The 23,149-nt window shown below is 70.3% G+C and carries 21 protein-coding genes; 15 read left to right on the top strand and 6 right to left on the bottom strand.

Annotated features, from left to right (window positions below):
• The first annotated feature begins 1 nt into the window (after window position 1).
• Entirely contained in the window at window positions 2-997 is a 996-nt protein-coding gene (locus tag AB0O76_RS24630; RefSeq protein WP_365495156.1) for a sugar ABC transporter permease, read from the top strand.
• Window positions 994-1,827, top strand: coding sequence for a carbohydrate ABC transporter permease (locus tag AB0O76_RS24625; RefSeq protein WP_365495153.1), 834 nt, complete (start codon window positions 994-996; stop codon window positions 1,825-1,827). Before AB0O76_RS24630 ends, AB0O76_RS24625 begins: the two co-directional genes overlap by 4 nt.
• Before the next feature lie 24 nt (window positions 1,828-1,851).
• On the opposite strand, the gene AB0O76_RS24620 is transcribed toward AB0O76_RS24625, so the two are convergent.
• Complete coding sequence (locus AB0O76_RS24620; RefSeq protein WP_365495150.1) at window positions 1,852-2,751, bottom strand: chitosanase; 900 nt, start codon at window positions 2,749-2,751, stop codon at window positions 1,852-1,854.
• A 113-nt stretch (window positions 2,752-2,864) separates the two neighbouring features.
• On the opposite strand from AB0O76_RS24620, the gene AB0O76_RS24615 reads away from it, so the two are divergent.
• From AB0O76_RS24615 to AB0O76_RS24605, 3 genes are all read left to right on the top strand, one after another.
• Window positions 2,865-3,083, top strand: coding sequence for a hypothetical protein (locus AB0O76_RS24615; RefSeq protein ID WP_365495148.1), 219 nt, complete (start codon window positions 2,865-2,867; stop codon window positions 3,081-3,083).
• Window positions 3,084-3,119: 36 nt separating this feature from the next.
• The gene (locus AB0O76_RS24610) at window positions 3,120-4,220 is read left to right on the top strand and encodes a hypothetical protein (RefSeq protein ID WP_365495144.1); all 1,101 of its coding nucleotides are present in this window, start codon (window positions 3,120-3,122) and stop codon (window positions 4,218-4,220) included.
• 221 nt (window positions 4,221-4,441) lie between these two features.
• Complete coding sequence (locus AB0O76_RS24605) at window positions 4,442-4,798, top strand: hypothetical protein (RefSeq protein ID WP_365495141.1); 357 nt, start codon at window positions 4,442-4,444, stop codon at window positions 4,796-4,798.
• 12 nt (window positions 4,799-4,810) lie between these two features.
• Here AB0O76_RS24605 and AB0O76_RS24600 read toward each other — a convergent pair whose 3' ends face one another.
• The gene (locus AB0O76_RS24600) at window positions 4,811-5,557 is read right to left on the bottom strand and encodes a glucose 1-dehydrogenase (protein WP_365495138.1); all 747 of its coding nucleotides are present in this window, start codon (window positions 5,555-5,557) and stop codon (window positions 4,811-4,813) included.
• 199 nt (window positions 5,558-5,756) lie between these two features.
• On the opposite strand from AB0O76_RS24600, the gene AB0O76_RS24595 reads away from it, so the two are divergent.
• Entirely contained in the window at window positions 5,757-6,482 is a 726-nt protein-coding gene (locus tag AB0O76_RS24595; RefSeq protein ID WP_365495135.1) for a VWA domain-containing protein, read from the top strand.
• Window positions 6,483-6,507: 25 nt separating this feature from the next.
• Here the strand turns inward: AB0O76_RS24595 and AB0O76_RS24590 are convergent, their stop codons facing one another.
• Complete coding sequence (locus tag AB0O76_RS24590; protein WP_365495132.1) at window positions 6,508-7,455, bottom strand: tyrosine-protein phosphatase; 948 nt, start codon at window positions 7,453-7,455, stop codon at window positions 6,508-6,510.
• Between the two features lie 197 nt (window positions 7,456-7,652).
• Entirely contained in the window at window positions 7,653-8,063 is a 411-nt protein-coding gene (locus AB0O76_RS24585; RefSeq protein ID WP_365495129.1) for a MarR family transcriptional regulator, read from the bottom strand.
• Window positions 8,064-8,124: 61 nt separating this feature from the next.
• On the opposite strand from AB0O76_RS24585, the gene AB0O76_RS24580 reads away from it, so the two are divergent.
• From AB0O76_RS24580 to AB0O76_RS24565, 4 genes are all read left to right on the top strand, one after another.
• A complete protein-coding gene (locus tag AB0O76_RS24580) occupies window positions 8,125-8,733 on the top strand; it encodes a hypothetical protein (protein WP_365495126.1) in 609 nt (202 codons plus the stop codon).
• 229 nt (window positions 8,734-8,962) lie between these two features.
• On the top strand, window positions 8,963-9,166 hold the full coding sequence (locus AB0O76_RS24575) for a cold-shock protein (protein ID WP_037661310.1): 204 nt from the start codon (window positions 8,963-8,965) through the stop codon (window positions 9,164-9,166).
• A 94-nt stretch (window positions 9,167-9,260) separates the two neighbouring features.
• Window positions 9,261-10,853, top strand: coding sequence for a DEAD/DEAH box helicase (locus AB0O76_RS24570; protein ID WP_365495122.1), 1,593 nt, complete (start codon window positions 9,261-9,263; stop codon window positions 10,851-10,853).
• Window positions 10,854-11,166: 313 nt separating this feature from the next.
• Window positions 11,167-11,985: a pentapeptide repeat-containing protein gene (locus tag AB0O76_RS24565; RefSeq protein WP_365495596.1), complete on the top strand. Its 819-nt coding sequence runs from the start codon at window positions 11,167-11,169 to the stop codon at window positions 11,983-11,985.
• A 12-nt stretch (window positions 11,986-11,997) separates the two neighbouring features.
• On the opposite strand, the gene AB0O76_RS24560 is transcribed toward AB0O76_RS24565, so the two are convergent.
• On the bottom strand, window positions 11,998-12,915 hold the full coding sequence (locus AB0O76_RS24560; RefSeq protein ID WP_365495119.1) for a hypothetical protein: 918 nt from the start codon (window positions 12,913-12,915) through the stop codon (window positions 11,998-12,000).
• A 279-nt stretch (window positions 12,916-13,194) separates the two neighbouring features.
• Between AB0O76_RS24560 and AB0O76_RS24555 the strand changes: the two genes are divergently transcribed.
• Together AB0O76_RS24555 and AB0O76_RS24550 are read left to right on the top strand one after the other, a co-directional pair.
• Complete coding sequence (locus tag AB0O76_RS24555; protein ID WP_365495116.1) at window positions 13,195-13,989, top strand: serine protease; 795 nt, start codon at window positions 13,195-13,197, stop codon at window positions 13,987-13,989.
• Window positions 13,990-14,185: 196 nt separating this feature from the next.
• Window positions 14,186-17,269, top strand: a complete 3,084-nt coding sequence (locus AB0O76_RS24550) for an endo-alpha-N-acetylgalactosaminidase family protein (protein ID WP_365495113.1) — start codon at window positions 14,186-14,188, stop codon at window positions 17,267-17,269.
• Between the two features lie 39 nt (window positions 17,270-17,308).
• On the opposite strand, the gene AB0O76_RS24545 is transcribed toward AB0O76_RS24550, so the two are convergent.
• Window positions 17,309-19,060, bottom strand: a complete 1,752-nt coding sequence (locus AB0O76_RS24545; protein ID WP_365495594.1) for a beta-galactosidase family protein — start codon at window positions 19,058-19,060, stop codon at window positions 17,309-17,311.
• A gap of 147 nt (window positions 19,061-19,207) precedes the next feature.
• Between AB0O76_RS24545 and AB0O76_RS24540 the strand changes: the two genes are divergently transcribed.
• The 3 genes from AB0O76_RS24540 to pepN all read left to right on the top strand — a co-directional run bounded on the left by AB0O76_RS24540 (window position 19,208) and on the right by pepN (window position 23,055).
• A complete protein-coding gene (locus tag AB0O76_RS24540) occupies window positions 19,208-20,116 on the top strand; it encodes an AraC family transcriptional regulator (protein ID WP_365495111.1) in 909 nt (302 codons plus the stop codon).
• Between the two features lie 11 nt (window positions 20,117-20,127).
• Window positions 20,128-20,466, top strand: coding sequence for a chorismate mutase (locus AB0O76_RS24535; protein ID WP_266868099.1), 339 nt, complete (start codon window positions 20,128-20,130; stop codon window positions 20,464-20,466).
• Between the two features lie 78 nt (window positions 20,467-20,544).
• Window positions 20,545-23,055: an aminopeptidase N gene (gene pepN / locus AB0O76_RS24530; RefSeq protein ID WP_365495107.1), complete on the top strand. Its 2,511-nt coding sequence runs from the start codon at window positions 20,545-20,547 to the stop codon at window positions 23,053-23,055.
• The last annotated feature ends 94 nt before the right edge of the window (window positions 23,056-23,149 follow it).

The raw sequence follows: 23,149 nt of genomic DNA, 5'->3' as shown, positions 1-23,149 counted from the left end.
TGTGAAAGACACGTTCGTCGGCGACGGGCCGAAGGAAGGCGCCAAGGCCCGTCGCCCCGCCCCCCACCGTCCCGAACACGAAGCGGCACTCCGCAAGAAGAAGCTGGTCAATCTCACCCGACCGTGGCTGCTCCTCGCCCCCTCCCTCCTCGTCCTCGCAGGTCTGCTGCTCTGGCCGCTGATCCAGGTCGGCAAGCTCTCGCTGCAGGACTACGCCGTCAAGTTCGGCGGCGGGGTCGGGACGTACGTCGGATTCGAGCACTACTCCGACCTGCTCGGCAGTGAACTCCTGTGGCAGACCGTCCTGCCCAACACGGCGTTCTTCGCGATCGCCTGCGTCGGCCTCACCGTCGCCATCGGCACCCTCGTCGCGCTGCTGCTCAACCGCCTCGGCCCGGCCTGGCGGCTGATCTGCTCCATCGCGATCCTCGCCGCCTGGGCGATGCCCGCGGTGACAGGAACGTATGTCTGGATCTGGCTCTCCCAGCCGCAGGACGGCATGGTCAGCCAGATCGCGGGCTCGATGGGGCTCATCGATCCCGAGACCACCAACTGGTTCACCGAGCGCGGGCCGTTCTACGCCATCGCGACCCTGAACGTCGTTCACCACGGCTTCCCGTTCGTCGCCATCACCGTCCTCGCCGGACTGATGACGATCCCCAAGGAGCTCTACGAAGCGGGGGAGTTGGACGGCGCCAACGCCTGGCAGCGGTTCTGGAAGATCACCCTGCCGACGATCAAGCCCGTCTTCCTGGTGGTGACCATCCTCTCCACCATCTGGGACTTCAAGGTCTTCACCCAGATCTATCTGATGCCGGGCGGCGACGGCTCCAACGAGGAGGTCTACAACCTCGGCGTCTTCTCCTACATCGAAGCCTTCGCCAAGAACGACTACGGGACGGGCGCGGCAGCCGCCGTGCTGCTCACGCTGCTCCTTCTTGTCATCACGATCGTCTATATCCGTACGTTGTTCCGGCAGGGGGATGAGGACCTGTGACAGCCCGCCGCACCACCCTCGCGGGGCGCATCGGTCTGCCCGTCGCGGTCGCCGCGCTCCTGGTCTTCACGCTCTTCCCCGTGTACTGGATGATCTCCACGGCCTTGGACCCGAAGGCGATCACGCGCGGCTCGGACGTCCTGCCGAGCGGCCTGAGCTTCGAGCACTTCAGCTATGTCTTCGAGAAGGGCAACTTCGGTACGTATCTGCTGAACTCGGCGATCGTCGGGTTCGGCACGATCCTGGCGGCGGGACTGCTCTCGCTGTTCGCCGCCGTCGCCGTGGCCCGCTTCAAGTTCCGCTTCCGCACCTCCGTACTGATCATGGTGTTGATCGTGCAGATGGTGCCGCTCGAAGCGCTCGTGATTCCGCTCTTCATCCAGATGCGTGACTACGAGATGCTCAACTCACTCCTCGGCCTGACCATCGTCTACGTCGCGCTCTCGCTGCCCTTCGCGATCTGGACCCTGCGCGGGTTCGTCCAGACCGTGCCGAAGGAGGTCGAGGAGGCGGCGTACATCGACGGGGCGTCCTGGTGGCGGATGTTCCGGTCCGTGCTGCTTCCGCTGGTCGCGCCGGGTCTGGTCGCCACGTCGATCTTCGCCTTCATCACGGCGTGGAACGAGTTCGTCTTCGCGTACACCTTCATGAAGGGCAGCGACAAGTACACCGCCGCCGTGGGCATCTACCAGTTCTTCGGTGAGAACTCCACGGCCTGGGGCCCCGTCATGGCCAGCTCCACGCTGGTCACCGTGCCGGTGATGATCTTCTTCGTGATCGTGCACCGGAAGCTGGGCTCGGGCCTGGCCGCGGGCGCGGTCAAGGGCTGAGTCCGGTGGGGATGGCGTTCAGGGTTACGGGACCTTGAACGTCTCCCCGTACACCTTCCACTCCAGCGGCGTCTTCAGGTCCAGGTTCCCGTCGTAGAGGAACTGCCGCTGCGCCGTGTCCACGCGGGTCGTGTCGCGGTGGGCCTTCTCGACCTTCATCGCCTTGCGGCGGATGTCCAGGAAGATATCGAGGTATGCCTTCTCCTTGCCGCCCTGGGCCGGGGTGTTCGCCTCCTTGAGCGCTGCCTCGCGCAGGCCGTAGAAGCCACGCGGTCCGGTGCCGGGGCCATGCAGGACCATCGCGTCGTAGTAGATGAACTGGCCAAGGGCGCCGAGGCCGTCGAGCTTGGCGAGGCGCACCGCCGGGTCGAAGTAGATGCGGTCGCGGGCGCTGTCCTGCGCCTTGCGGAAGGCGGGCTCGGCGGCCTCCGCCTTCCAGGCCTTGGTGAAGCCGGGGTCCAGGCCCTCGTGCGAGTCCGTGCCGTCGACCTTGCGCAGGGCGGGAAGATAACGGGCCAGGCCGTTGTCCGGGTGGTCCTTCGTGTAGCGCTCGACGAGCGTGAGCAGGTCGTGCGTACCGGTGCAGAAGCCGATGATGCCCGCCGTGTAGCCGTGCCCGTCGTCTATGTCCTCGATGTAGCCGTACTGGCCTCGCCAGTTCAGCGTCGAGTTCTCCGCGCTCGCCACGAGCTGCTGGGCGAGGTCCTTCTTGGCGGGTGCGGCGAGGCCCGGCGGCAGGTCCGCGATCAGCTCGTCGTCGGCCTTGATCTCGGCTGCGGACTTGTCCTTGTCGTACGGCCGGTGAGTGCCGGGCGCCTTCGCGTTGGCTCCGGAGTCGGCGCTGTCCGAGTCGCCGCCCAGGAAATAGACGGCGACCGTGGCGACCGGGGCGACGGCGAGAAGGAGGAGACCAGCACGTTTCATTCGGCCAAGATTACGTGCGCTTTCGCGGTAGCGCGTCTTCCGGATCCGATCCTATTGACTATTAGTCAATCGCGCGCCAGCCTCATGAGCCGGACCCGGTCGCGGGAGGCGATATGAGCGGCGAGGCACGGCAGCGGTTGAGCGGCGAGCTGCGGGACGAACCGGCGGAATCCTTCGGGCAGTTGACCCCCGAGCAGCTGGAGTCACTGGCCGACGCGCTGAAGCGGGAGCGGGAGAGCCGGGCGGCCGGTCTGGGCGAGGCCGCCGAGGAGGCGCTGAAACTGGTGCCGGCGCTGGCGCGTGGGCCCGTCCGCCGGATTCTCTTCCGATAGAGGAGCCAGCTAGAGGAGCCAGCCAGAGGAGTCAGCATGGACACGTTGCGTGGCAGGGCCGAGGTCCTGAAGATCGCCCGTCTGCTGGACGTCGAGCCGGACGGGCTCGGCTTCCTCCAGGAACTGCCCGTCGAGGACGTACGCCGCTTCCGTACGCAGTGCGTGGCGGCGCTCTTCGACGGGGCGCCGGAGATGCTCGACCGGATCGCGTCGGCGACCAAGCTGGTGCCCGCCGGGGTGGCGGCCGCCATCTCGCAGAAGGCGCTGGGGCCGCGCCTTGCGGCGGGCGTCGCCGGGCGCCTCGAACCGGCGCGGGCCGCCGACATCATCGAGAAGCTGCCGGTGGCCTTCACCGCGGAGTCGTGCGGACACCTGGACCCGCGCCGGATCCAGGGGATCGTCGACCGGCTCGACGAGGGTCTCGTCGTACGCATCGCGGTGGCACTGGCCGAGCGGGGCGACCATCTGACGATGGGCCGGTTCGTCGGGCACTTGCGGGACTCCGCGCTGCGGCGGATCCTGCCGCAGGTGGACGACGCCGCGGTGCTGAGGACGGGATTCCTGATCGACGTGCCGGAGCGGCTCGGGCAGATCATCGAGCTGATGGGTGCGGAGCGGCTCGCGTCTGTCATCGCCTCCGCGTCGGGGGAAGGGCTGTGGCCACAGGCGCTGGCCGTTGCCGGGATGGTGACCGGGGAGCAGCGGGGGCGTATCGCGTCGCTGGCGGCGGGGCAGCCGCAGGACCGGCTCGACTCGCTGGTCGTGACGGTGGCGGAGCAGGACCTGTGGGAATCCCTGCTCCCGCTGGTCGCGCTGCTTGGCGAAGAGGAGCGGCGGACGGTCGCGGCGCTGCCCGCGCTGCGCGGCGCCGAGGTGCTGGGCGGGGTCGTGCGGGCGGTGGTGGCGACCGGCCTGTGGGCGGAGTTCCTGCCGCTGGTGGACGCCCTGCCGGAGGAGTCCCGCAAGGTCGTCGCCGACGCCGCCGGGGCGCTGCCCGCGCCCGACCTGGACGCGCTCGCCCTGGAGGTGGACAAGCAGGACCTGTGGGAACTGGTCATGCCTCTGGTCGAGTTGATGGACGACGAGGCCAAGACGCGGATCTTCGATCTGCCGGCGTTCCAGGAGCAGGCGGGGTGAGCGTGGGCTGCGGTTCGGCAGTGCCCCGAAGGGGCGCGGGGCTGTGACATGTGCGGCTACCGCACTTCCCGCCGGAGCGGGTAGCCCACACGGCGTACGCAGGATCGTTGCGGCGGCCCCGCACGGGTGACGGCAGGCGTCGCGGAGCCGCCGCCGGGGCAGGGCGAAGGCGGACGTCGGCTTCCCGGCGGTCCGCTCGTTCCCGTACGGAAAAGGAATCCATGCGCCTTCGCCACACCGTCGCCGCCGCTCTCGGCGCGCTCGCCCTCGTCGTCACCCTGCCGGCCTCCGCGAGCGCCGCCACCGGCGACTTCTCCTACAAGTACGTGGGCCTCGACGGCTTGCCCCGGTCGGTCACGCTCCACGACCCGCACAGCCCCGGCTGCATCACGCTCCCGGAGGTCGCCGACCCGTACGTCTTCCCGCCCGCGTTCGCCCCGCACAACAACACCGACGTCTGGGCGACGGTGTTCACCGAGCCCGGCTGCACCGGCGACTCGTGGAAGCTGAAACCGCACGGGAACCCCGCCACGGACAGGCTCAAGCTCCGCTCGGTGTACCTGTCCGACAGCCGCTGAGCCCCGGCGCGGTCACCCTGTCGTCGACCCGCCGTCCACGGTGAACTCCGCCCCCGTGATGTACGACGACGCGTCCGACGCCAGGAACAGCACAAGGTCGCCGACCTCCTCCGGGCGGCCCATTCTGCCGAGCGGCAGATGGGACCAGTCCCGCCCGGCGGAGGCCGCGGAGATCATCGGGGTGTCGATCGCCCCCGGGTGCACGGAGTTGACCCGGACGCCGTACCGCGCGAGGTCGAGCGCCGATGACCGGGTCAGGCCCCGCAGTCCGAACTTCGTCGAGCCGTAGGCCGCGTGGCCCGGGATCCCCACGAGCCCCGCAGTCGACGAGACGTTCACGATCGAGCCGCCGCCCGCGTTCCGCAGCGCGGGCAGCACCGCCTGGATCCCCAGGAACGGCCCGAGCAGATTGACCCGGATCAGTGCCTCGAAGTTCTCGTACGTCTCGTCCTCCACGGAAGCCGTGCGCCACAACGCGGCATTGTTGACCAGGGCGTCCAGGCGGCCGAAGGCGTCGAGGCAACGCGCCACGGCCGCGCCCCAGCTCTCCGCGTCCGCGACGTCATGGCGTACGAACACCCCTTGCTCGCCAAGGGACTTGGCGACCTCACGGCCCTCCTCCTCCCGGACGTCCGTCACCACCACCCGCGCCCCCGCCTCGGCGAAGAGCCGTGCCTCCGCCGCGCCCTGGCCGCGACCGGCGCCGGTGACGAGGACTGCCTTGCCGTCCAACCCGTATGAGATCGCCCGGGAGTTCATGTCGCACACGCCTCCAGTACCAGTACCGCTACGGCCCGCCATATGTTTCTAACAGTCATGCTTCTAGCAGGCATACGTGGAGACATGAAGAGGGACGGGTCCTCGCGCCGGCGGCGTACAGCGGCGTACAGCGGCGTACATAAGATGGCCGAACTGCGACCAGCAGCACCGAGCAGGGCACAGCAGAGCGGAGCGGCACATGGGACCTGCGATCAGTCTGCGCAAGGTGGAGGAGGCGGCGCCCGCCCTGGTCAGCCTCTACAAGAGCGCCGGAGTCAGCCTCCACAAGCACGGCCTTGAGGGCGAGCGCGCCGCCGTCTACCTCGTCATCGACTACTCCGGCTCCATGAAGCCGTACTACAAGGACGGCACCGTCCAGGCACTCGCCGACCGGGTCCTGAGCCTGTCCGCGCACCTCGACGACGACGGCGTCGTGCCCACGGTGTTCTTCTCCACGGACGTCGACGCCGTCACGGAGATCGCCCTGGAACGCCACCACGGCCGGGTCGACGAGATCGTCGCCGGGCTCGGTCACATGGGCAAGACCAGCTACCACCTGGCGATGGACGCCGTGATCGACCACTACGTGGACAGCGGCTCCACGGCGCCCGCCCTGGTCGTCTTCCAGACCGACGGCGGCCCCATCAACAAGCTCGCCGCCGAGCGGTACCTGTGCAAGGCGTCGAAGCTGCCGCTGTTCTGGCAGTTCATCGGCTTCGGCGACGCGAAGAGCAAGCAGTTCGACTACCTCCGCAAGCTCGACGAACTCGCCGTCCCCGCCAAGCGCACCGTCGACAACGCGGGCTTCTTCCACGCGGGCCACGATCCCCGCGCCGTCCCGGACGACCGCCTCTACGACCAGCTGGTGGGGGAGTTCCCGTCGTGGCTCGCGGCGGCGCGGACGCAGGGGATCGTGACCGCCTGACCCCTGCGCCGCGCACCCGGAGCGCCTAGTCGACCATCCGCTCGCGCAGCGCGAGGATCGTCGGCGCGTCGAGCCCAAGTCCCTTGCGCAGATAGCCGTCGAGGCTCCCGTACTCCTTCTTCACCTGGTCGAGCGCAGCCTCCAGATAGCCCGTGCGGACCTCCTGGAGGGGGATCAGCAGATCGGGGTTCTGCATCATCCCGCTCTGCTTCAGGCTCTCGCGCACCTTCGCGTCGTACGCGGCGCGATAGGTGTTGGACGCCAGATAGTCGCTCACTACGGTGCGCTCGGGGACGCCGATGGCACGAAGGAGCAGATAACTCGTCCAGCCGGTGCGGTCCTTGCCCGAAGTGCAGTGGTAGAGCAGCGGTGAGGCGTCGCCGCCCCGCGCGATGTCGCGCAGGGTCGCCGCGAACTGCGCGCGGTTGGTGCCGTCGGAGACGAAGGTGCGGTAGACGTCGCGCATGAAGGCGTCCGCCTTGCCGTTGCCGAGCATCTCCTCCTGTTTGACGGGGTCCTTGGAGCCGATCACGGCCATCAGCATCGTGAAGAGGCCGTTGTCGCTGACGGCCCGGGACGTCGGGGTGAGCCCGGCGGGCAGCCGGTCGGCCCCCTCGTACTTGACCTCGGCCGGCACCCGGAAGTCGACGACCTTCTTCAGGCCGAGCTCGGCGAGGGCGCCGACATCGGCGTCCGTCAGCTTGGCCAGGGCGTCGGCGCGGAAGACCCGGCCGTAACGGACCTGCTCCCCGTCGTAGGTGCGATAGCCGCCCAAGTCTCTTGCGTTGACGGCTCCTTGGAGCGGTATCTGGCGTACGCCGTCGGCCGCGGGGCGGGGATGGTGCGGGGCGTGCCGGGCGGTGTCGCGCCCGGCGGCCGTGGGTTCGGCGTGGGCTGCCCAGGCGGGCAGGGTGCCCAGGGCGATCGCGGAGATCGCGACGCCGACTGCTGTGCGCTTGCGGGCGATGTGCATGTGGGGCCGCCTTCCGTTCGGTAGCGGTCGCTCATGGCCACTCGTCGTTCAACCAAGCGATTGTTTGGTTGAAGGTAGCGGGGCGTCCGTGTGCGGGGAAGGCGTGTGCGGCGACTATCTGACGGGCCGTTACTTTTACGGGTGACAGGTGTCACCGCGATGTAAAGAGTGCCCACGTGTGGGCCCTGCGGCGTCCGTTACTCGGCGAGCCGGGCGGTGGCCCGGCGCCGGCGCTCGGTCGCCCCCTGGAGGAAGCGGGTCACCGTCTCCAGCTCGTCGACCGTGAACTCCTCGCAGAGTTCGTCCACTTCGCGCTTCCTGCGTACGAAGCCCTTGTTCTCCAGGCGGTCCACGAGGCCGGTCACCGAGGCCGGGGCCAGCGTGGTCCGTTCGGCAAGATCCTTCGCGGTGAGCGGGCCGCCGCGCTCCAGCAGGTCGAGGGTCTTGCTCTCGGTGGCGCTGAGGCCCTGCCGGGCGGCGACGGCGGAGTGGAACATCACCGTCGCCGCGCTGTTCTCACGCCCGGCGGAGGTGAGGCGCTCCTGGACTCCGGTGCGCTCGGCCTTCGCGTCCTCGCCGATGCCGTCGGTGTCGTCGATGCCGCTCATGAGGTGACCGTAGACATGACAGTGACCCGACGCGACGATCGTCAATGTCGCGATCCCGTCCATGGGCCGCGACCTCGGCGCCTCCGAGAGTGCCCTGCAGCGGATCGTCTCCGCGTACCTCCTGGGCTTCGCCGCGACGCTGATCGTCGCCGAGCAGGGCGTCATGGCCGCCCTGCTCATGCCGCAGGTGCTCGGCTCGCTGCGGACGCCCTTCCAGGTCAAGGAGCGGGGCGCGGCCTTCGGGATGTACGGCGCCGTGGCGGGGTTCGCGTCCGCCATCGGCCTGCTCCTCGGCGGCGTACTGACCGACGCCGACCTCTTCGGCCTCGGCCGGCGCTCGGTGTTCCTGGTGAACCTGCCGGTGGCGGCCGCGACCTTCGTGGCGGGACTCTTCCTGGTCGCTGACCGGCTCGCGGCGCGGTTCGGGCGCCTGGTCCTGGTCGCAGGGTCGCTCCTGATGGCGGGCGGCTTCGCCTGGGGCTGGTCGGCGGTCGCCGCGTCGAGCGAGCGGCACACCGGGGCGTGGCTGCTGGTGCCGGGGCTCGTGGTGGCCGGTGCCGGGCTCGGACGGCACAGCAGCGCGGCGATGCCCTGGGTGGCGGCGGGATTCGCGCTCTGGGCGGTGCTCTGCCCGGCACTGCCCCGGCGGGCGGTCACGCAGTCGGAATGAGGGGAGTGGCGCACGTCACGCGGGCAGCCCGGAACAAGGGCAGCCCGTGGGCGTGTTACCGTTATGTGTTGCAGTTTTGGTACCCATGAACATGATGTGCGCCTGACGGGAATGCTCCGAAGGCGCATTGTTTGTTTTACCGGTCTTTCCGGGATGGGGGTCATTGCAGCGCTGGGATATCCGCAAAACCGCGGGCATCCGTACTCTGCCCCTGTCTTAGGAGATTGACATGGCAACTGGCACCGTGAAGTGGTTCAACTCGGAAAAGGGCTTCGGCTTCATCGAGCAGGACGGCGGCGGCCCCGACGTCTTCGCCCACTACTCGAACATCGCGTCCTCGGGCTTCCGTGAGCTCCTCGAGGGCCAGAAGGTTTCCTTCGACGTCACGCAGGGCCAGAAGGGCCTGCAGGCCGAGAACATCGTTCCCGCCTGATCGTCGAAGCACGCGAACCTCTCGGCCGGGGCCCGCACCAGAAAGGTGCGGGTCCCGGCTTGTGCTGTCACCAGGTCCAGGAAGGCATTTCCGTATGAATCGCTCCGACCGCCCGGCGCGTCCTGCCCGCAGGCGCTCCACGAACGCACGCGGAAAGGCCCCGGTGGCCGGCGGCGGCCAGACAAAGGGCACCGCGAAGAAGTCAGGCCGCGCGAAGGCGAGGCCCGTGCAGGGCGAATTCGCGCTGCCCGAGAGCATCACACCCGCGCTGCCCGCGGTCGAACAGTTCGCCGACCTCGACATGCCGGAGGCGCTGCTCAAGACGCTGGCCGCGCAGGGCGTGACCGAGCCGTTCCCGATCCAGGCCGCCACGCTCCCCAACTCCCTTGCGGGACGCGACATCCTCGGCCGCGGCCGTACCGGCTCGGGCAAGACCCTCGCCTTCGGCCTCGCACTGCTCGCCCGCACCGCGGGCCGGCGCGCCGAGCCGCGCTCCCCGCTCGCCCTGGTCCTGGTGCCGACGCGTGAGCTCGCCCAGCAGGTGACGGACGCGCTGACGCCGTACGCGACATCGGTGAACCTCCGCATGTCGACGGTCGTCGGCGGTCTCTCCATCACCAAGCAGGCGGGCACGCTCCGCCGCGGCGCCGAGATCATGGTGGCGACCCCCGGCCGTCTCAAGGACCTGATCGAGCGCGGCGACGCCGACCTCTCCCAGGTCCGTACGACCGTCCTCGACGAGGCCGACCAGATGGCCGACATGGGCTTCATGCCGCAGGTCACGGCGCTGCTCAAGCAGGTCGAGCAGGGCGGCCAGACGATGCTGTTCTCGGCGACGCTCGACAAGAACATCGACCGGCTCGTCCGGATGTTCCTGACCGACCCCGTCGTGCACTCCGTCGACCCGTCGGCGGGCGCGGTGACGACGATGGAGCACCACGTTCTGTACGTCGCCGACGAGACCGACAAGAAGGCGGTCGCGCTGCGTATCGCCGCGCGCGAAGGCCGCGTCATCCTCTTCCTGGACACCAAGCGTGCCGTGGACCGCTTCACGAAGCGGCTGCTCGCCAACGGTGTCCGGGCCTCCGGTCTGCACGGCGGCCGCTCGCAGCCGCAGCGCAACCGGACGCTCGACCAGTTCAAGAACGGACAGGTCACCGCGCTGGTCGCCACGAACGTGGCGGCGCGCGGCATCCACGTCGACGACCTCGACCTGGTCGTGAACGTGGACCCGCCCACCGACCACAAGGACTACCTCCACCGGGGTGGGCGTACCGCCCGCGCGGGTGAGTCCGGCAGTGTCGTCACGCTCGTACTCCCCGACGAGAAGCGGGAGATGACGCGTCTCATGTCCGACGCGGACATCCGCCCGAACACTGCGCGTGTGTCGTCGTCGGACGACGAGCTTGTCCGGATCACGGGTGCGAGGGAGCCCTCCGGGGTGCCGGTGGTCATAGAGGTGCCGCAGCAGCAGGCTGCTCCGCAGCGGGGGCGGCGTCGTCCTGCGGGTGGCCAGGGTGGCGGGCAGCGCCGTGCTCGCTCGGGCGGGTCTTCCCAGTCCCCCCGGGGCGAGGGAGGCCAGGGCCAGCCCCGGTCCACCGGCGGCGGTTCCGCCACCGGTGGCGGCGGTGGCCGCGCCCGACGTGGCGGCGGCCGAGGCGGCCCCTCCCGCCGAAGCGCGGCGTAGGGCTTCCGCCCGGGGTTGCGGAATGCCCGCACCCGCAGCCCCGGGGCACCGAACAAGCCTTTCCCGCCCTCCCCCAAGCTCTTAATGAGCAGGGGGGACCCCCTTCCCGATTGCCCCGCAGTGGGGTGGGTGGGGGAGGGCCGCACCATTCAGGCCGTTCGCGCCGTCGCTGCCTCGGCCTCGAGGCCATCCTCACCACGCACCATGAGACGTACCAGCAAGTTGAAGCCCGGAGGAGGGCATGATGGGTCGGAAGCGTCAGCCCGAGTCTGAGGTCGCGCCTGTGCGCGACCCCGCACCCGCACCTCGGCTTCTGCCCCTCGCGGACTCCCGGCAGGATCTCCGTGCCGACTGCGGGAACTGCTTCGGGCTCTGCTGCGTAGCGCTCACCTTTGCCAAGTCCTCGGACTTCCCCGTCAACAAGGCCGCCGGCACCCCCTGCGGCAACCTCCAGCAGGACTTCCGCTGCGGCATCCACCAGGACCTCCGCACGAAGGGCTACTCCGGCTGCACCGTCTACGACTGCTTCGGCGCGGGCCAGAAGGTCTCGCAGGGCACGTTCGACGGTGTCGACTGGCGGCAGGGCGACAAGGCCGCCGCCCGCCGGATGTTCGACGTGTTCCCGGTGATGCGCCAACTCCACGAACTGCTCTGGTACTTGACCGAGGCGCGCGACCTGCCCCAGGCCCGCTCCATCAGGCCGGACATCGAGCGCGCGCTGGCAGAGACCGAGCGGCTCACCCAGGGCACCCCCGCCGAAGTCGCCGCGACGGACGTCGCCGCGCACCGCGACGGCGTCAACACCCTTCTCCTGCGCACCAGCGAACTCGTGCGCGCGGACATCCGCCGGAAGAAGAAGGACCGCAGGGGAGCCGACCTGTTCGGCGCCAAGCTGAAGGGCGCCGACCTGCGCGGCGTCAGCCTCCGCGGCGCCTACCTCATCGCGGCGGACCTCCGCGGCGCGGACCTCAGGCAAGCAGACCTCATCGGCGCGGACTTCAGGGACGCCGACCTGCGCGGAGCAGACCTCACCGGCAGCATCTTCCTGACCCAGTCGCAGGTGAACGCGGCGAAGGGTGACGCGGCCACCAAGCTGCCGCCGGCGTTGACCCGGCCCTCGCACTGGAAGTAGCGGGCGCGGCCCTCACGCGTCGCACTCCACCACCGTCCGGCACAACCCGCACCGAGCCCGGATCCGCCTCCCGGCAGGCACCCGGATCCGCTGCCGGCACGTGGGACACGGGAACGAGACCCGCAGCGCACCGCCGCCGCTCCCGCTCCCGCCCGCGTCACGGGAGAACGCGTACGAGCCGCCCCGGGGCGCACCGCCCGCGGCGCCGTGATCCTGCGCGTACCGCCGGTCCTTCGCGTACCGCCGCCGCCCCGCCCACCCCGCTGCCGTCAGCGGCGGCTGCTGCTCGTCGCGCCGGGCCTCGGCGAGGCCCTTCGTGTAAGCCGTGTACGCCTGCGCGCTGGTGAACCATGTCTCCGGCGCCTCACCGAAGGCGATGGCCCGCTTGGCGAGGACGTACCCGAACTCCTCAGGAGTGAGATACCCGAGCTTTTGCGACGACGCCCCGTCCTCGCGGTAGGCGTCGAGGAGCAGCCACCCCGCGCCCAGATAGGTCGTGGCGGTGTCGGTGAGGATCTCGTTGTCGCGGGTGCCTGGGAACTCCAGGTCGAGTCGGTGCAGATAGACGTGCATGACCTCGTGGGCGAGTGCCGCGCCGATGTCCCGGCGGTGCGTACGGAACCGGTCGTTGAGCTCGATGAAGTACTCGGGCCCCGCGGCGAGTTCGACGTACGCGGCGTGCTCCATCTCGCGGAAGCTGACGATCATGCGGGCGTCGGGGAGGCGCAGATGCTGCACCATCTCCCGGGCGACCCGCTGTACGCCCAGATACAGGTCGTCCTGGTCGCTGAAGGCGACGTCGGCGGGGGAGACGCTGGTGTCGAAGGTGTGGACGGTGTCGTACGACAGGCGCTTGTACAGCGCGGTGATCGCGGAACGCACCGTCTCCAGGTGGGGATAGCCGTGCTGCACCGGCCCGCCGTCCGCCACGCGCGCACCCCCTGAAGCCGGTTCGACCGGTCCCGTCGCGTACGGGTTCGCCGCAACTTCGCCGCAACTCGACTCCACTGTAGGGCGGATCCCCTCATCCGGAACCAGCCCACGCGGAGCCCCCTGGCTGAAAACCGCCCCTTGCTCTATGCGGACACCGATCTCCATAATCCGCAACAACGCTTTGGCGGGCTCATGCCATCCACGCGCACCCTGTGGGGACGGCAAGGGCCCGTCACGCGTGCAACCCCCCACGAACCCCCCACGAAGGGAAGCCCGTTGAACACCAAGCTGCGTGGAGTGGCGAGAGCCGCCACTCTCGGTGCCATCGCCCTTGCGACCGCCGTCAGCCTCCAGCCCGCCGCCCAGGCGGCCCCGCACCCCGGCCCCAACCCGGGTGAGCGTGTGGTCGGTGGAACCCCCGCCGAGCAGGGTGAATTCCCGTTCATGGTCCGTCTGTCGATGGGCTGTGGCGGCGCGCTGTACGCCCAGGACATCGTGCTGACCGCCGCCCACTGTGTGGACGGCTCCGGCGACAACACCAGCATCACCGCCACCGGTGGCGTCGTGGACCTGGAGAGCCCCGACGCGATCAACGTGAAGTCCACCAAGGTCCTGCAGGCCCCCGGCTACAACGGCAAGGGCAAGGACTGGGCGCTCATCAAGCTCGAGAAGAAGATCGACCAGCCCACCCTGAAGATCGCCAAGGACGACAAGCTCAACAACGGCGACTTCGACATCGCGGGCTGGGGTGCCGACAAGGAGGGTGGCGAGCAGCAGCGCTACCTCCTCAAGGCGAAGGTCCCGTTCGTCAGCGACGACGACTGCAAGGCCGCGTACGGCGACCAGCTCACGCCCGGCGAGGAGCTCTGCGCCGGCCTCCCCGAGGGCGGCACGGACACCTGCCAGGGTGACTCGGGTGGCCCCATGTTCCGCAAGGACGAGGCGGGCGAGTACATCCAGGTGGGCATCGTCAGCTGGGGCGAAGGCTGCGCGCGGCCGAAGTTCCCCGGTGTCTACACCGAGGTCTCGACCTTCGCCGCGGACATAGAGAAGGCGGCGTCGGAGCTCTGAGGCACTAGCAGGGCACAACGCACCACACCAAGCGCGGGGCCGGACCAGTCGGTGGTCCGGCCCCGCGTCGTGTGTGTCCCCCCGGCACGCCGCCGCGCACCGTTAGTCCAACACCTGTCCCCCCTTTGTCCATGGGCGCACAAGTCCCGCACGGCGCAAGGTGATCGACACCGAGAACCGTCCCAGGAGGGGTGCCATGGTGTCGTCAGAAACGTCCGGGCCGAGCCGCCGAGCCGTCGTCGCGACGGGAGCACTGGCCGGTGTCGGCGCCGCCGTGGGCCTCGGCTCCGCCGCGTTCGCCGGGCCCGCGGCGGGCGAGACCGTGATCCGCTCCGCCACGCTGGAGGTGCGCGTCGCCACCGACTTCCCGCGCATCGTGTCGTACAAGGACCGGGCCACGAACGCGGTCCTGTACGCCCAGTCGGAAGCCGTCACGACGCTCCTGATCGACGAGAAGGAGCACACCCCGAAGGTCACCCACACCGCCGGTGACGACCGTGTCGCGTACGTCCTCAGCCTCACCGGCGGCACCACCGTCGCCGTCGAGATCGCCGTCGAGGGACGGCAGGTGCACTGGCGGGTGACGGAGATCGCCGACACCGACGCGCTGCGCGTGGGCACCCTCCGCGTCCCCGGCCTCGCCCTGCTCTCCGTACGCAGCGACCAGGCCGGCGCCGCACTGCTCGCCGCCAAGGTCCAGCTGGACAAGGACAGGAGCGGCGACACCGAGGTCAGGCCGACGCCGGACACCGCCGCGGAGGCGCCCACGGGATGCGCGTACGCCGTGGTCGCGCACGACAAGCTCGGCGGGGCGGTCGAGACCAACACCGTCTGGGACAAGCCCACCACCGAGGCGGGCACCACCTGGGAGAACGGCCGCCTCTGGCGGGAGACCGTCAAGCGGGACGGGTACGTGGAGGCCCGGCTCACGCCCGGCCAGTGGACGCACCGCGCGGCGACCGCGCCCGTCGGGGACACCGAGCCACTGCCGTACGCCACCGTCGTCGTCACCGGCGACCGGGGCGGCGACGGCAAGGTCGACTGGCAGGACGCCGCCATCGCCTTCCGCGACATCATGGTCACCCCGCTCGGCGCCGACGAGCAGCATCTGCGGGTTGTCCCGCACATCCCCTTCAATTTCGCCTCGCAGGCGACGAACCCGTTCCTGATGACCCTGGACAACGTCAAACGGATCAGCCTCGCCACGGACGGCCTGCGGCAGTACACCCTGCTCAAGGGCTACCAGTCCGAGGGCCACGACTCGGCCCACCCCGACTACGCGGACAACTACAACACGCGCGCGGGCGGCCTGGACGACCTCAACACCCTGGTCCGCGAGGGCAAGAAGTGGAACAGCGACTTCAGCGTGCACGTCAACGCCACCGAGTCGTACCCCGTCGCGAACGCCTTCTCGGACACGCTCGTCGACAAGGCCGACGAGCAGTGGGACTGGCTCGACCAGAGCTACCGCATCGACCAGCGCCGTGACCTCGTGTCCGGCGACATCATCCAGCGCTTCGCCGATCTGCGCGCCCAGACCGACAAGGCCCTGGGCACCCTCTACATCGACGTGTTCCGGGAGTCCGGCTGGACCTCCGACCGGCTCCAGCGGGCCTTCCGCGAGCAGGGCTGGATCGTCACGTCGGAGTGGGGCCACGGCTTCGAGCGCTCGTCGCTCTGGTCGCACTGGGCCACCGAGCCCGACTACGGCGGCGACACATCGCGCGGCATCAACTCCCGCCTGATCCGCTTCATCCGCAATCACCAGAAGGACGTCTTCGCCGACAAGTGGCCCACGCTCCTCGGCATCGCCCGCATGGGCAACTTCGAGGGCTGGGTCGGCAAGACGGACTGGACGTACTTCTACGACCTGATCTGGACCGAATCGCTGCCCGCCAAATACCTCCAGGCACACCCCATCAAGTCCTGGGGCGAGCACGAGATCACCTTCTTCGGCGACCCCGGGACGACCGTCTCCGACACCGGCGGCACCCGGCGCATCACGACCGACGGCCGCGTCGTCTACGACGGGGGCAGCTATCTGCTCCCCTGGGAGCCGCGCAAGGCCACGGATCCCGCCAAGTTGTACCACTACAACCCCAAGGGCGGCAGCGGCAGTTGGCAGCTGCCGAGGGGCTGGTCCGGCCTCTCCGAGGTCGCCCTGTACCGGCTCACCGACCAGGGGCGGGTCTTCGTCGCGGACGTCCCGGTGCGCGGGGGCGGTGAGGTGACGCTCGACGCCAAGGCCAAGCAGCCGTACGTCCTCTACCGCTCGCGCGCGCAGGCCGTGCCCGACCCGGAGTGGGGGCAGGGGACCCCGCTGCACGACCCGGGCTTCAACTCCGGCTCCCTGGACGGCTGGAAGGTGTCCGGACCCGCGTCCGTCGAGCTCAGCGACCTTGGCGACCACGAGCTCGTGATCGCCTCTGGCGGCGCGGCGGCCGTCGGCCAGCGGCTTGGCCGTCTGAAGGCGGGGACGTACGTCGCGTCCGTGCAGGTGGAGGTGGGCGCGAAGGCGGGTGAGGAGCGCAAGGCGAGCCTGGAGGTGCGCACCGCGGACGGGGTCACGGCGGCGAACTGGACGCGGACGTCCACGGCGGGGAACTTCGTGGCCGCCGACCGCAAGCACGGCACGCGCTTCCAGCGCATGTTCACGTACTTCACCGTGCCCGAGGGCGGTGGGGCGGTGGAGTTGACGCTGCGGGCCGATGCGGGGAAGGCACGCGTGCGGTTCGACAACGTACGGGTCGTCGCGAGCGGCCGCCCCGCGAAGCTGCCCCGCGGTGTCCTCGCCCAGGAGGACTTCGAGCATGTGCCGCAGGGCTGGGGGCCCTTCGTGAAGGGCGACTCGGGCGATGTCACCGATCCGCGCACGCATATCGCGCAGCGGCACGCGCCGTTCACTCAACGGGGCTGGAACGGGAAGGTGATCGACGACGTCGTCGACGGCGCGAACTCTCTGAAGTCGCGGGGGGAGAATGCGGGGCTTGTGTACCGGACTGTGCCGCATACGGTGCGTTTTGCTCCCGGCAAGCGGTACCGGGTCTCCTTCCGGTACGAGAACGAGAAGGCGGGGCAGTACGTGTGGGTGACGGCGGTGGACGCGCCGGGCCCGCGTGAGACGGACCGGAAGGAACTTCCGGTGGCCACGGAGCCGACGCCTCTCACGTACGAGTTCACGGCTCCCGCCAAGGGGGAGGCGTGGGTGGGCCTTCGTAAGACGGGGGACGACGGCAAGGCGGAGTTCGTCCTGGACGGCTTCGAGGTGCGGGAGCTCTAGGACTGGGGAGGGTCCGGGGCCTGCCCCGGACCCCCGTTCTCAGCCCAGCTCCACCCGCCCCCCAGCCCCCTCCAGCTCCAGCACCCACACCTCGTTGGCTCCCTCCCGCAGCACCGGCCCGGGAACGTACAGCGAGGTCTGTGGGCCCACCGCCCAGTAGCGGCCCAGGTTGAAGCCGTTCAGCCATACGAAGCCCCGGGTCCAGCCGGGGAGTTCGAGGGAGGCGTCCCCGGGGGAGCGGAGATCGAGGGCGCCGCGGTACAAGCCGGGGCGCCCGGCCCCCGCTTCCTCCGCAGCCGGAACGCCCCGCACGGCAGACGCCACGTCGAACGCGTCAAGCCGCAACCCCTGCGCCCGCACCCCGTGCAGATACTGCCGCTCGTGCAGAATCCCCCCGGTGATCCCCTTCGTCTCGCCCGTCCGCGGCCCGTAGTTGACCCGCCCCAGGGACTCCACCCACAGCTCCACGCGCGCGTGCCCCCCGACGGGGTCGGGGAGGGTCGGAGTCTCCTCCGTGAGGACACCGGATGACCGCACCCCGTCGACGTACGCGACCGCCAAGTCGCGAAGGCCCCGCACGCTCAGCGGCAGCGGACGCCGGGGACCCGGCACGGTCAGCGCGTAGCCGACCAGGCCGCGGTCGATGTCGAGCTCTTCGAAGGTGGGCGGTACCGCGCGCTCCACCACCGGGCCGCCCAGCGACTCCATGACGGTGGACAGCGGGGACCACTCCCCGAGCTCCGCCGCGACAGGGGCACCCAGCGCCGGCGGCTGGGCAGGTAGATCCGGGAGCGGGGCGTCCGCGTACTGCGCGAGGACCTCACGGAAGGCCCAGAACTTGGGCGTGGGGCGGCCGAACTCGTCGATGGGGGCGTCGTAGTCGTACGACGTCACGTCGGGTTCGAGGACGCCGTCGTGCAGCGCGCCGCCACCCCGGTTCGCCCCCGCCCAGCCCGCGAAGTTCGTACCTCCGTGTGCCATGTAGAGGTTCACGGAGGCTCCGCACTCCAGGATCTCGCGCAGCGCCGAAGCCGCGTCCGCCGCGTCCCGTACGACGTGCTCCGCGCCCCAGTGGTCGAACCAGCCGCACCAGAACTCCATGCACATCAGCGGCCCCTTGGCGCGGTGCCTGCGCAGGGTCTCGAAGGCGGCACGCGCCCCCGAGCCGAAGTTGGCCGTCGCCAGGACGCCGGGGACCGAGCCGCCGGTGAGCATGTGGTCCTCGGGGCCGTCGGAGGTGAACAGGGGGACGCTCACGCCCGCCGCGTGCAGAAGGTCGGTGAGGTGGCGCAGGTAGAGGGCGTCCGAGCCGTAACTGCCGTACTCGTTCTCCACCTGCACCATGATCACGGGGCCGCCCAGGTCGTGCTGGCGGGGCACGACCTCCTCCAGGAGGCGGTCGAACCAGCGGTCCACGCACTCCAGGTACTCCTCGTCACGGGTACGCGCGCGTGCCCCCACCGCACCGGTCACCCAGTGCGGCAGGCCGCCGTTCTCCCACTCGGCGCAGATGTACGGTCCCGGCCGGACGATCGCCCACAGGCCCGCCTCCTGGGCGGCGTCCAGGAAGCGGCCGAGGGCCTGGACGTCGTGGTACTCACCCGGGCGCGGCTCGTGCAGATTCCACGGGACGTACGTCTCCACGCAGTTGAGCCCCATCGCGCGCAGCATCGCGAGCCGATGCCCCCACTGCGCCTCGTGCACCCGGAAGTAGTGCAGCGCACCGGAGAGCAGCCGTACGGGCCGCCCGTCCAGCTCGAAATCGTCCTCGCCCACCGTGAACTCGGCCATCACTTCCCTCTCGCTCACTTACTGCTCGCCACGATCACCTCTGGCGGGCGGCAGGGTCCATGGACAAAGATCTAGGCGGGTTGGACGCAGCGGACGCGGCAGCCGCGGCGAGTGCACCAGAGTGCGGGACGAAAGGGGCACCAGCGGATGTATCACACGTGGATGCGGTATTTCACGCCGAGCCCGGCCCATCACAAGCTCGGCCTGGCCTGCCTGGGCGTCGGCCTGCAGCACGGCCTGCTGCCGACCGTGGGCCCGCGCACCCTCGACCATCATGTCGCCGTCGTCGTGAGCGCGGGCGGCGGCTGGTTCCAGGGCGTGGACGGCAGGCGTACGACGGTGACGGCGCCGGCGCTGATCTGGCTCACCCCGGGGGTGCGCCACCACTACGGGCCCGACCCGGAGAGCGGCTGGGACGAGTGCTTCGTCGACTTCACGGGCCCCGCGACGGCGACGTACACCGAACTCGGCTACATCGAACCCACCCGGCCCGTGGTGCCGCTTTCCGACGCCGCGGGGGCGCGCGCCGCCGTCGGGCGCATCGCGCGCGCGGCGCGGCGCGGCAATCCGCTCCTGGAGGTCGAGACGGGCGCCGCCGTCCACGAGCTGCTCGTCGCCCTGCGCCGGGCCCGCGCCGACATCGCCCCCGACGGCGATCCTGTCCTGCAGGCGCTGGCCCGCGACGCCTTCCAGCCACTTTCCGTCGCCGAGCACGCGGCACGGCACGGCATGACCCCCGCGGAGCTGCGCACCGCCGTCCGCCGCGGGGCCGGCTGCAGCCCCAAGGACTACCTCCTCGGCATCCGCCTGGGCCGCGCCAAGGAGCTGCTCGCCGCCACGGAGCTGCCGGTCGCGGCCGTCGCACGCCGCGTCGGCTACGACGATCCGGCGTACTTCTCGCGGCTCTTCACACGCCGCGTGGGCATGGCGCCGGTCCGCTTCCGTGAGCAGCAGGGACGCGCCGTACCCGGCGGCTGGTCCCAGCAGATACCGGACCCGGACCACCCACCCATTTTGCGCTCTTCCGGCGTCGGCGGGGGTGGAGCGGCAACGTAGGCTCGTGAGCCATGACCACCAGCCACAACACGACCGACGGATACGGATCCGGGGCGACGGACGAGGCCGTGCGCGCCGAGCTGTCCCGTCTGCGCGACAGCATCGACAACATCGACGCGGCCGTCGTCCACATGCTCGCCGAGCGTTTCAAATGCACCCAGCAGGTCGGCCATCTCAAGGCCAATCACCAGCTTCCGCCCGCCGACCCGGCCCGTGAGGCCCGGCAGATCGAGCGCCTGCGCGAACTCGCGGAGAACGCGAAGCTGGATCCGGCGTTCGCCGAAAAGTTGCTGAACTTCATCATCGCCGAGGTCATTCGCCACCACGAGACCATCGCCAAGTCCTCGTAGCGGCGGCGTCCGAGGCCGCCGGGCCCCGATCTCCGGGGGACCCGCACCGTTGTCGGCGGCATCGGGCAGCATGGACCCATGCCCGTACTGACGCGCGACGAAGCGCAGACCCGAGCCCAGCTCATCGACGTCCACCGGTACACGGTCGAGCTCGATCTGACCGTGGGGGACGAGACCTTCGACTCCCGCACCGTCATCCGGTTCAGCGCGCTCGCGGCCGCCGGGGCCGCCGGGGCCACGGTGGACACCTTCGTCGAGCTCAAGCCCGCCGAGCTGCGCTCCGTCACCCTCGACGGGCGGCCCCTCGACCCGGCGGGCCTCGACGAGAACCGTCTGGCACTCACCGGGCTCACCGAGGGCGAGCACGAACTGCGCGTCGACGCGGCCATGCGCTACTCCCGCACCGGCGAGGGCATGCACCGCTTCACCGACCCCAGGGACGGCGAGACGTACACGTACACGCAGCTGTTCATGGAGGACGTGCAGCGCGTCTTCGCCGCCTTCGACCAGCCCGATCTGAAGTCCGTGTTCGAGCTGACCGTCACCGCCCCCGATGGCTGGACGGTCCTCGCCAACGGCGTCACCGAGCACCAGGGCGGCGGCAGGTGGCGGGCGGCGGCGACCCCGCTGATCTCCACGTACCTCGTCGCCGTGGCGGCAGGCCCCTGGCACTCGGTGCGCACCGAGCACCGCGGGCTGCCGTTCGGCATTCACTGCCGCCGCTCGCTCGCGCCCTTCATGGACGCCGACGCCGACGAGCTCCTCGACATCACGCGCGCGTGCTACGACCGCTACCACGAGAAGTTCGAGGAGCCCTACCCCTTCGACTCCTACGACCAGGCGTTCGTCCCGGAGTTCAACGCGGGCGCGATGGAGAACCCCGGACTCGTCACCTTCCGCGACGAGTTCGTCTACCGCTCCGCCGTCACCGACACCGAGCGGCAGACCCGCGCCATGGTCATCGCCCACGAGATGGCCCACATGTGGTTCGGCGACCTCGTCACCCTGCGCTGGTGGGACGACATCTGGCTCAACGAGTCCTTCGCCGAGTACATGGGCTTCCAGACCACCGCCGAAGCCACCCGTTTCACCGACACCTGGACGGACTTCGGGGTCACCCGCAAGGCCTGGGGGTACGACGCCGACCAGCGCCCCTCCACCCACCCCGTCGCGCCCGACCCGGACGCCGTGCCCGACACCGCGTCCGCGATGCTCAACTTCGACGGCATCTCGTACGCCAAGGGCGCCTCCGCGCTGCGTCAACTCGTCGCCTGGCTCGGCGAGAAGGACTTCCTGGCCGGCATCAACACCCACATCGCGCGGCACAAGTTCGGCAACGCGACGCTCAAGGACTTCATCGAATCGCTCGCCCACAACACCGACCGCGACGTGCACGGCTGGGCCGATGCCTGGCTGCGCACCACCGGCGTCGACACGCTCACCTCGACGGTCGGGCACGACGCCCGCGAGTGGACCCTCACCGTCGACCGCGACGGCAGCCGCCCGCACCGCATCGCCGTCGGCGTCTACGACCGTGACCTCACCGACGGGCGTGGCCTCGTGCTGCGCGAGCGGTACGAGACGGACGTCCCGCACTCCGGGCCTACGGCACCGCGCGACGGCGGGCGCCCTGCCCTGATCGTCCCCAACGACCAGGACCTCACCTACACCAAGATCCGCCTCGACGAGGTCTCCCAGGAGACGGCGCTGCGGAACCTGTCCAGCGTCCCCGACGCCCTCACCCGCGCCATCCTGTGGAACAGCCTGCGCGACCTGGTCCGCGACGGTGAACTCGCGGGCGCCGCCTATGTGCGGGCCGCCCGCGAGCACCTGCCCGAGGAGACCGACCTCGCCGTCGTCCAGGGCGTCCTCACCTTCGCCACCGCCCAGATCGCGGGCCGCTACCTCCCCGCCGACGAGCGGTCCATCGCCCTGACCACCCTCACCGAGCTGTGCCGCGACCTGATCCGGCGCACGGAGGACGGCTCGCACGCGGGCCTGCGGCTCACCGCCGTGCGCGGCTTCATCGACGTGGCGACGCGGCCCGACCCGCTCCAGGAGTGGCTCGCCGAAGGCACCGTGCCCGGCGGCCCCGAACTCGACCCCGAACTGCGCTGGCGCGCCCTGACCCGCCTCGCCGTCCTCGGTGCCGTCGACGATTCCGCGATCGCCGCCGAGCTGGAGCGCGACCCCAGCGCCGCGGGGCAGGAAGGCGCGGCCCGGGCCCGCGCGGCGCTGCCGGACCCGGAGGCCAAGCGGCGGGCGTGGGAGGCGATGTTCACGACCGACGACCTCTCCAACTACCTCCTCACCGCCACCGCCCAGGGCTTCTGGCACCCCGAACAGGCCGATCTCGTAAGGGAGTACGTCCCGCGCTACTTCGAGGACGCGGTGGCCGTCGCGGCCCGCCGCGGCCCCGCCATCGCCGACGTCGCGGGCCGCTGGGCCTTCCCCACCCCCGCGGTGGACCCGCAGACCCTCCGCCTGGGCGAGCAGTGCCTGCGCGAGGCGGACCCGATCCCGGCACTGCGCCGCAAGCTGGCAGACCAACTGGACGACCTGGCAAGGGCGCTGAGGGTGAGGGGCTAAACCGGGGGAGCCCCTAGCATCCCGTCCCGCCCCAACACCCTTTCTCTACACGGCAGTACCACTTTCGGGTTCGGATCGTTGAGCTCCCCGGGCG

It is taken from the genome of Streptomyces sp. NPDC086554 (genome assembly GCF_040686095.1).
Lineage (GTDB): Bacteria > Actinomycetota > Actinomycetes > Streptomycetales > Streptomycetaceae > Streptomyces.
This window is presented reverse-complemented; position numbering and strand designations above follow the sequence as displayed.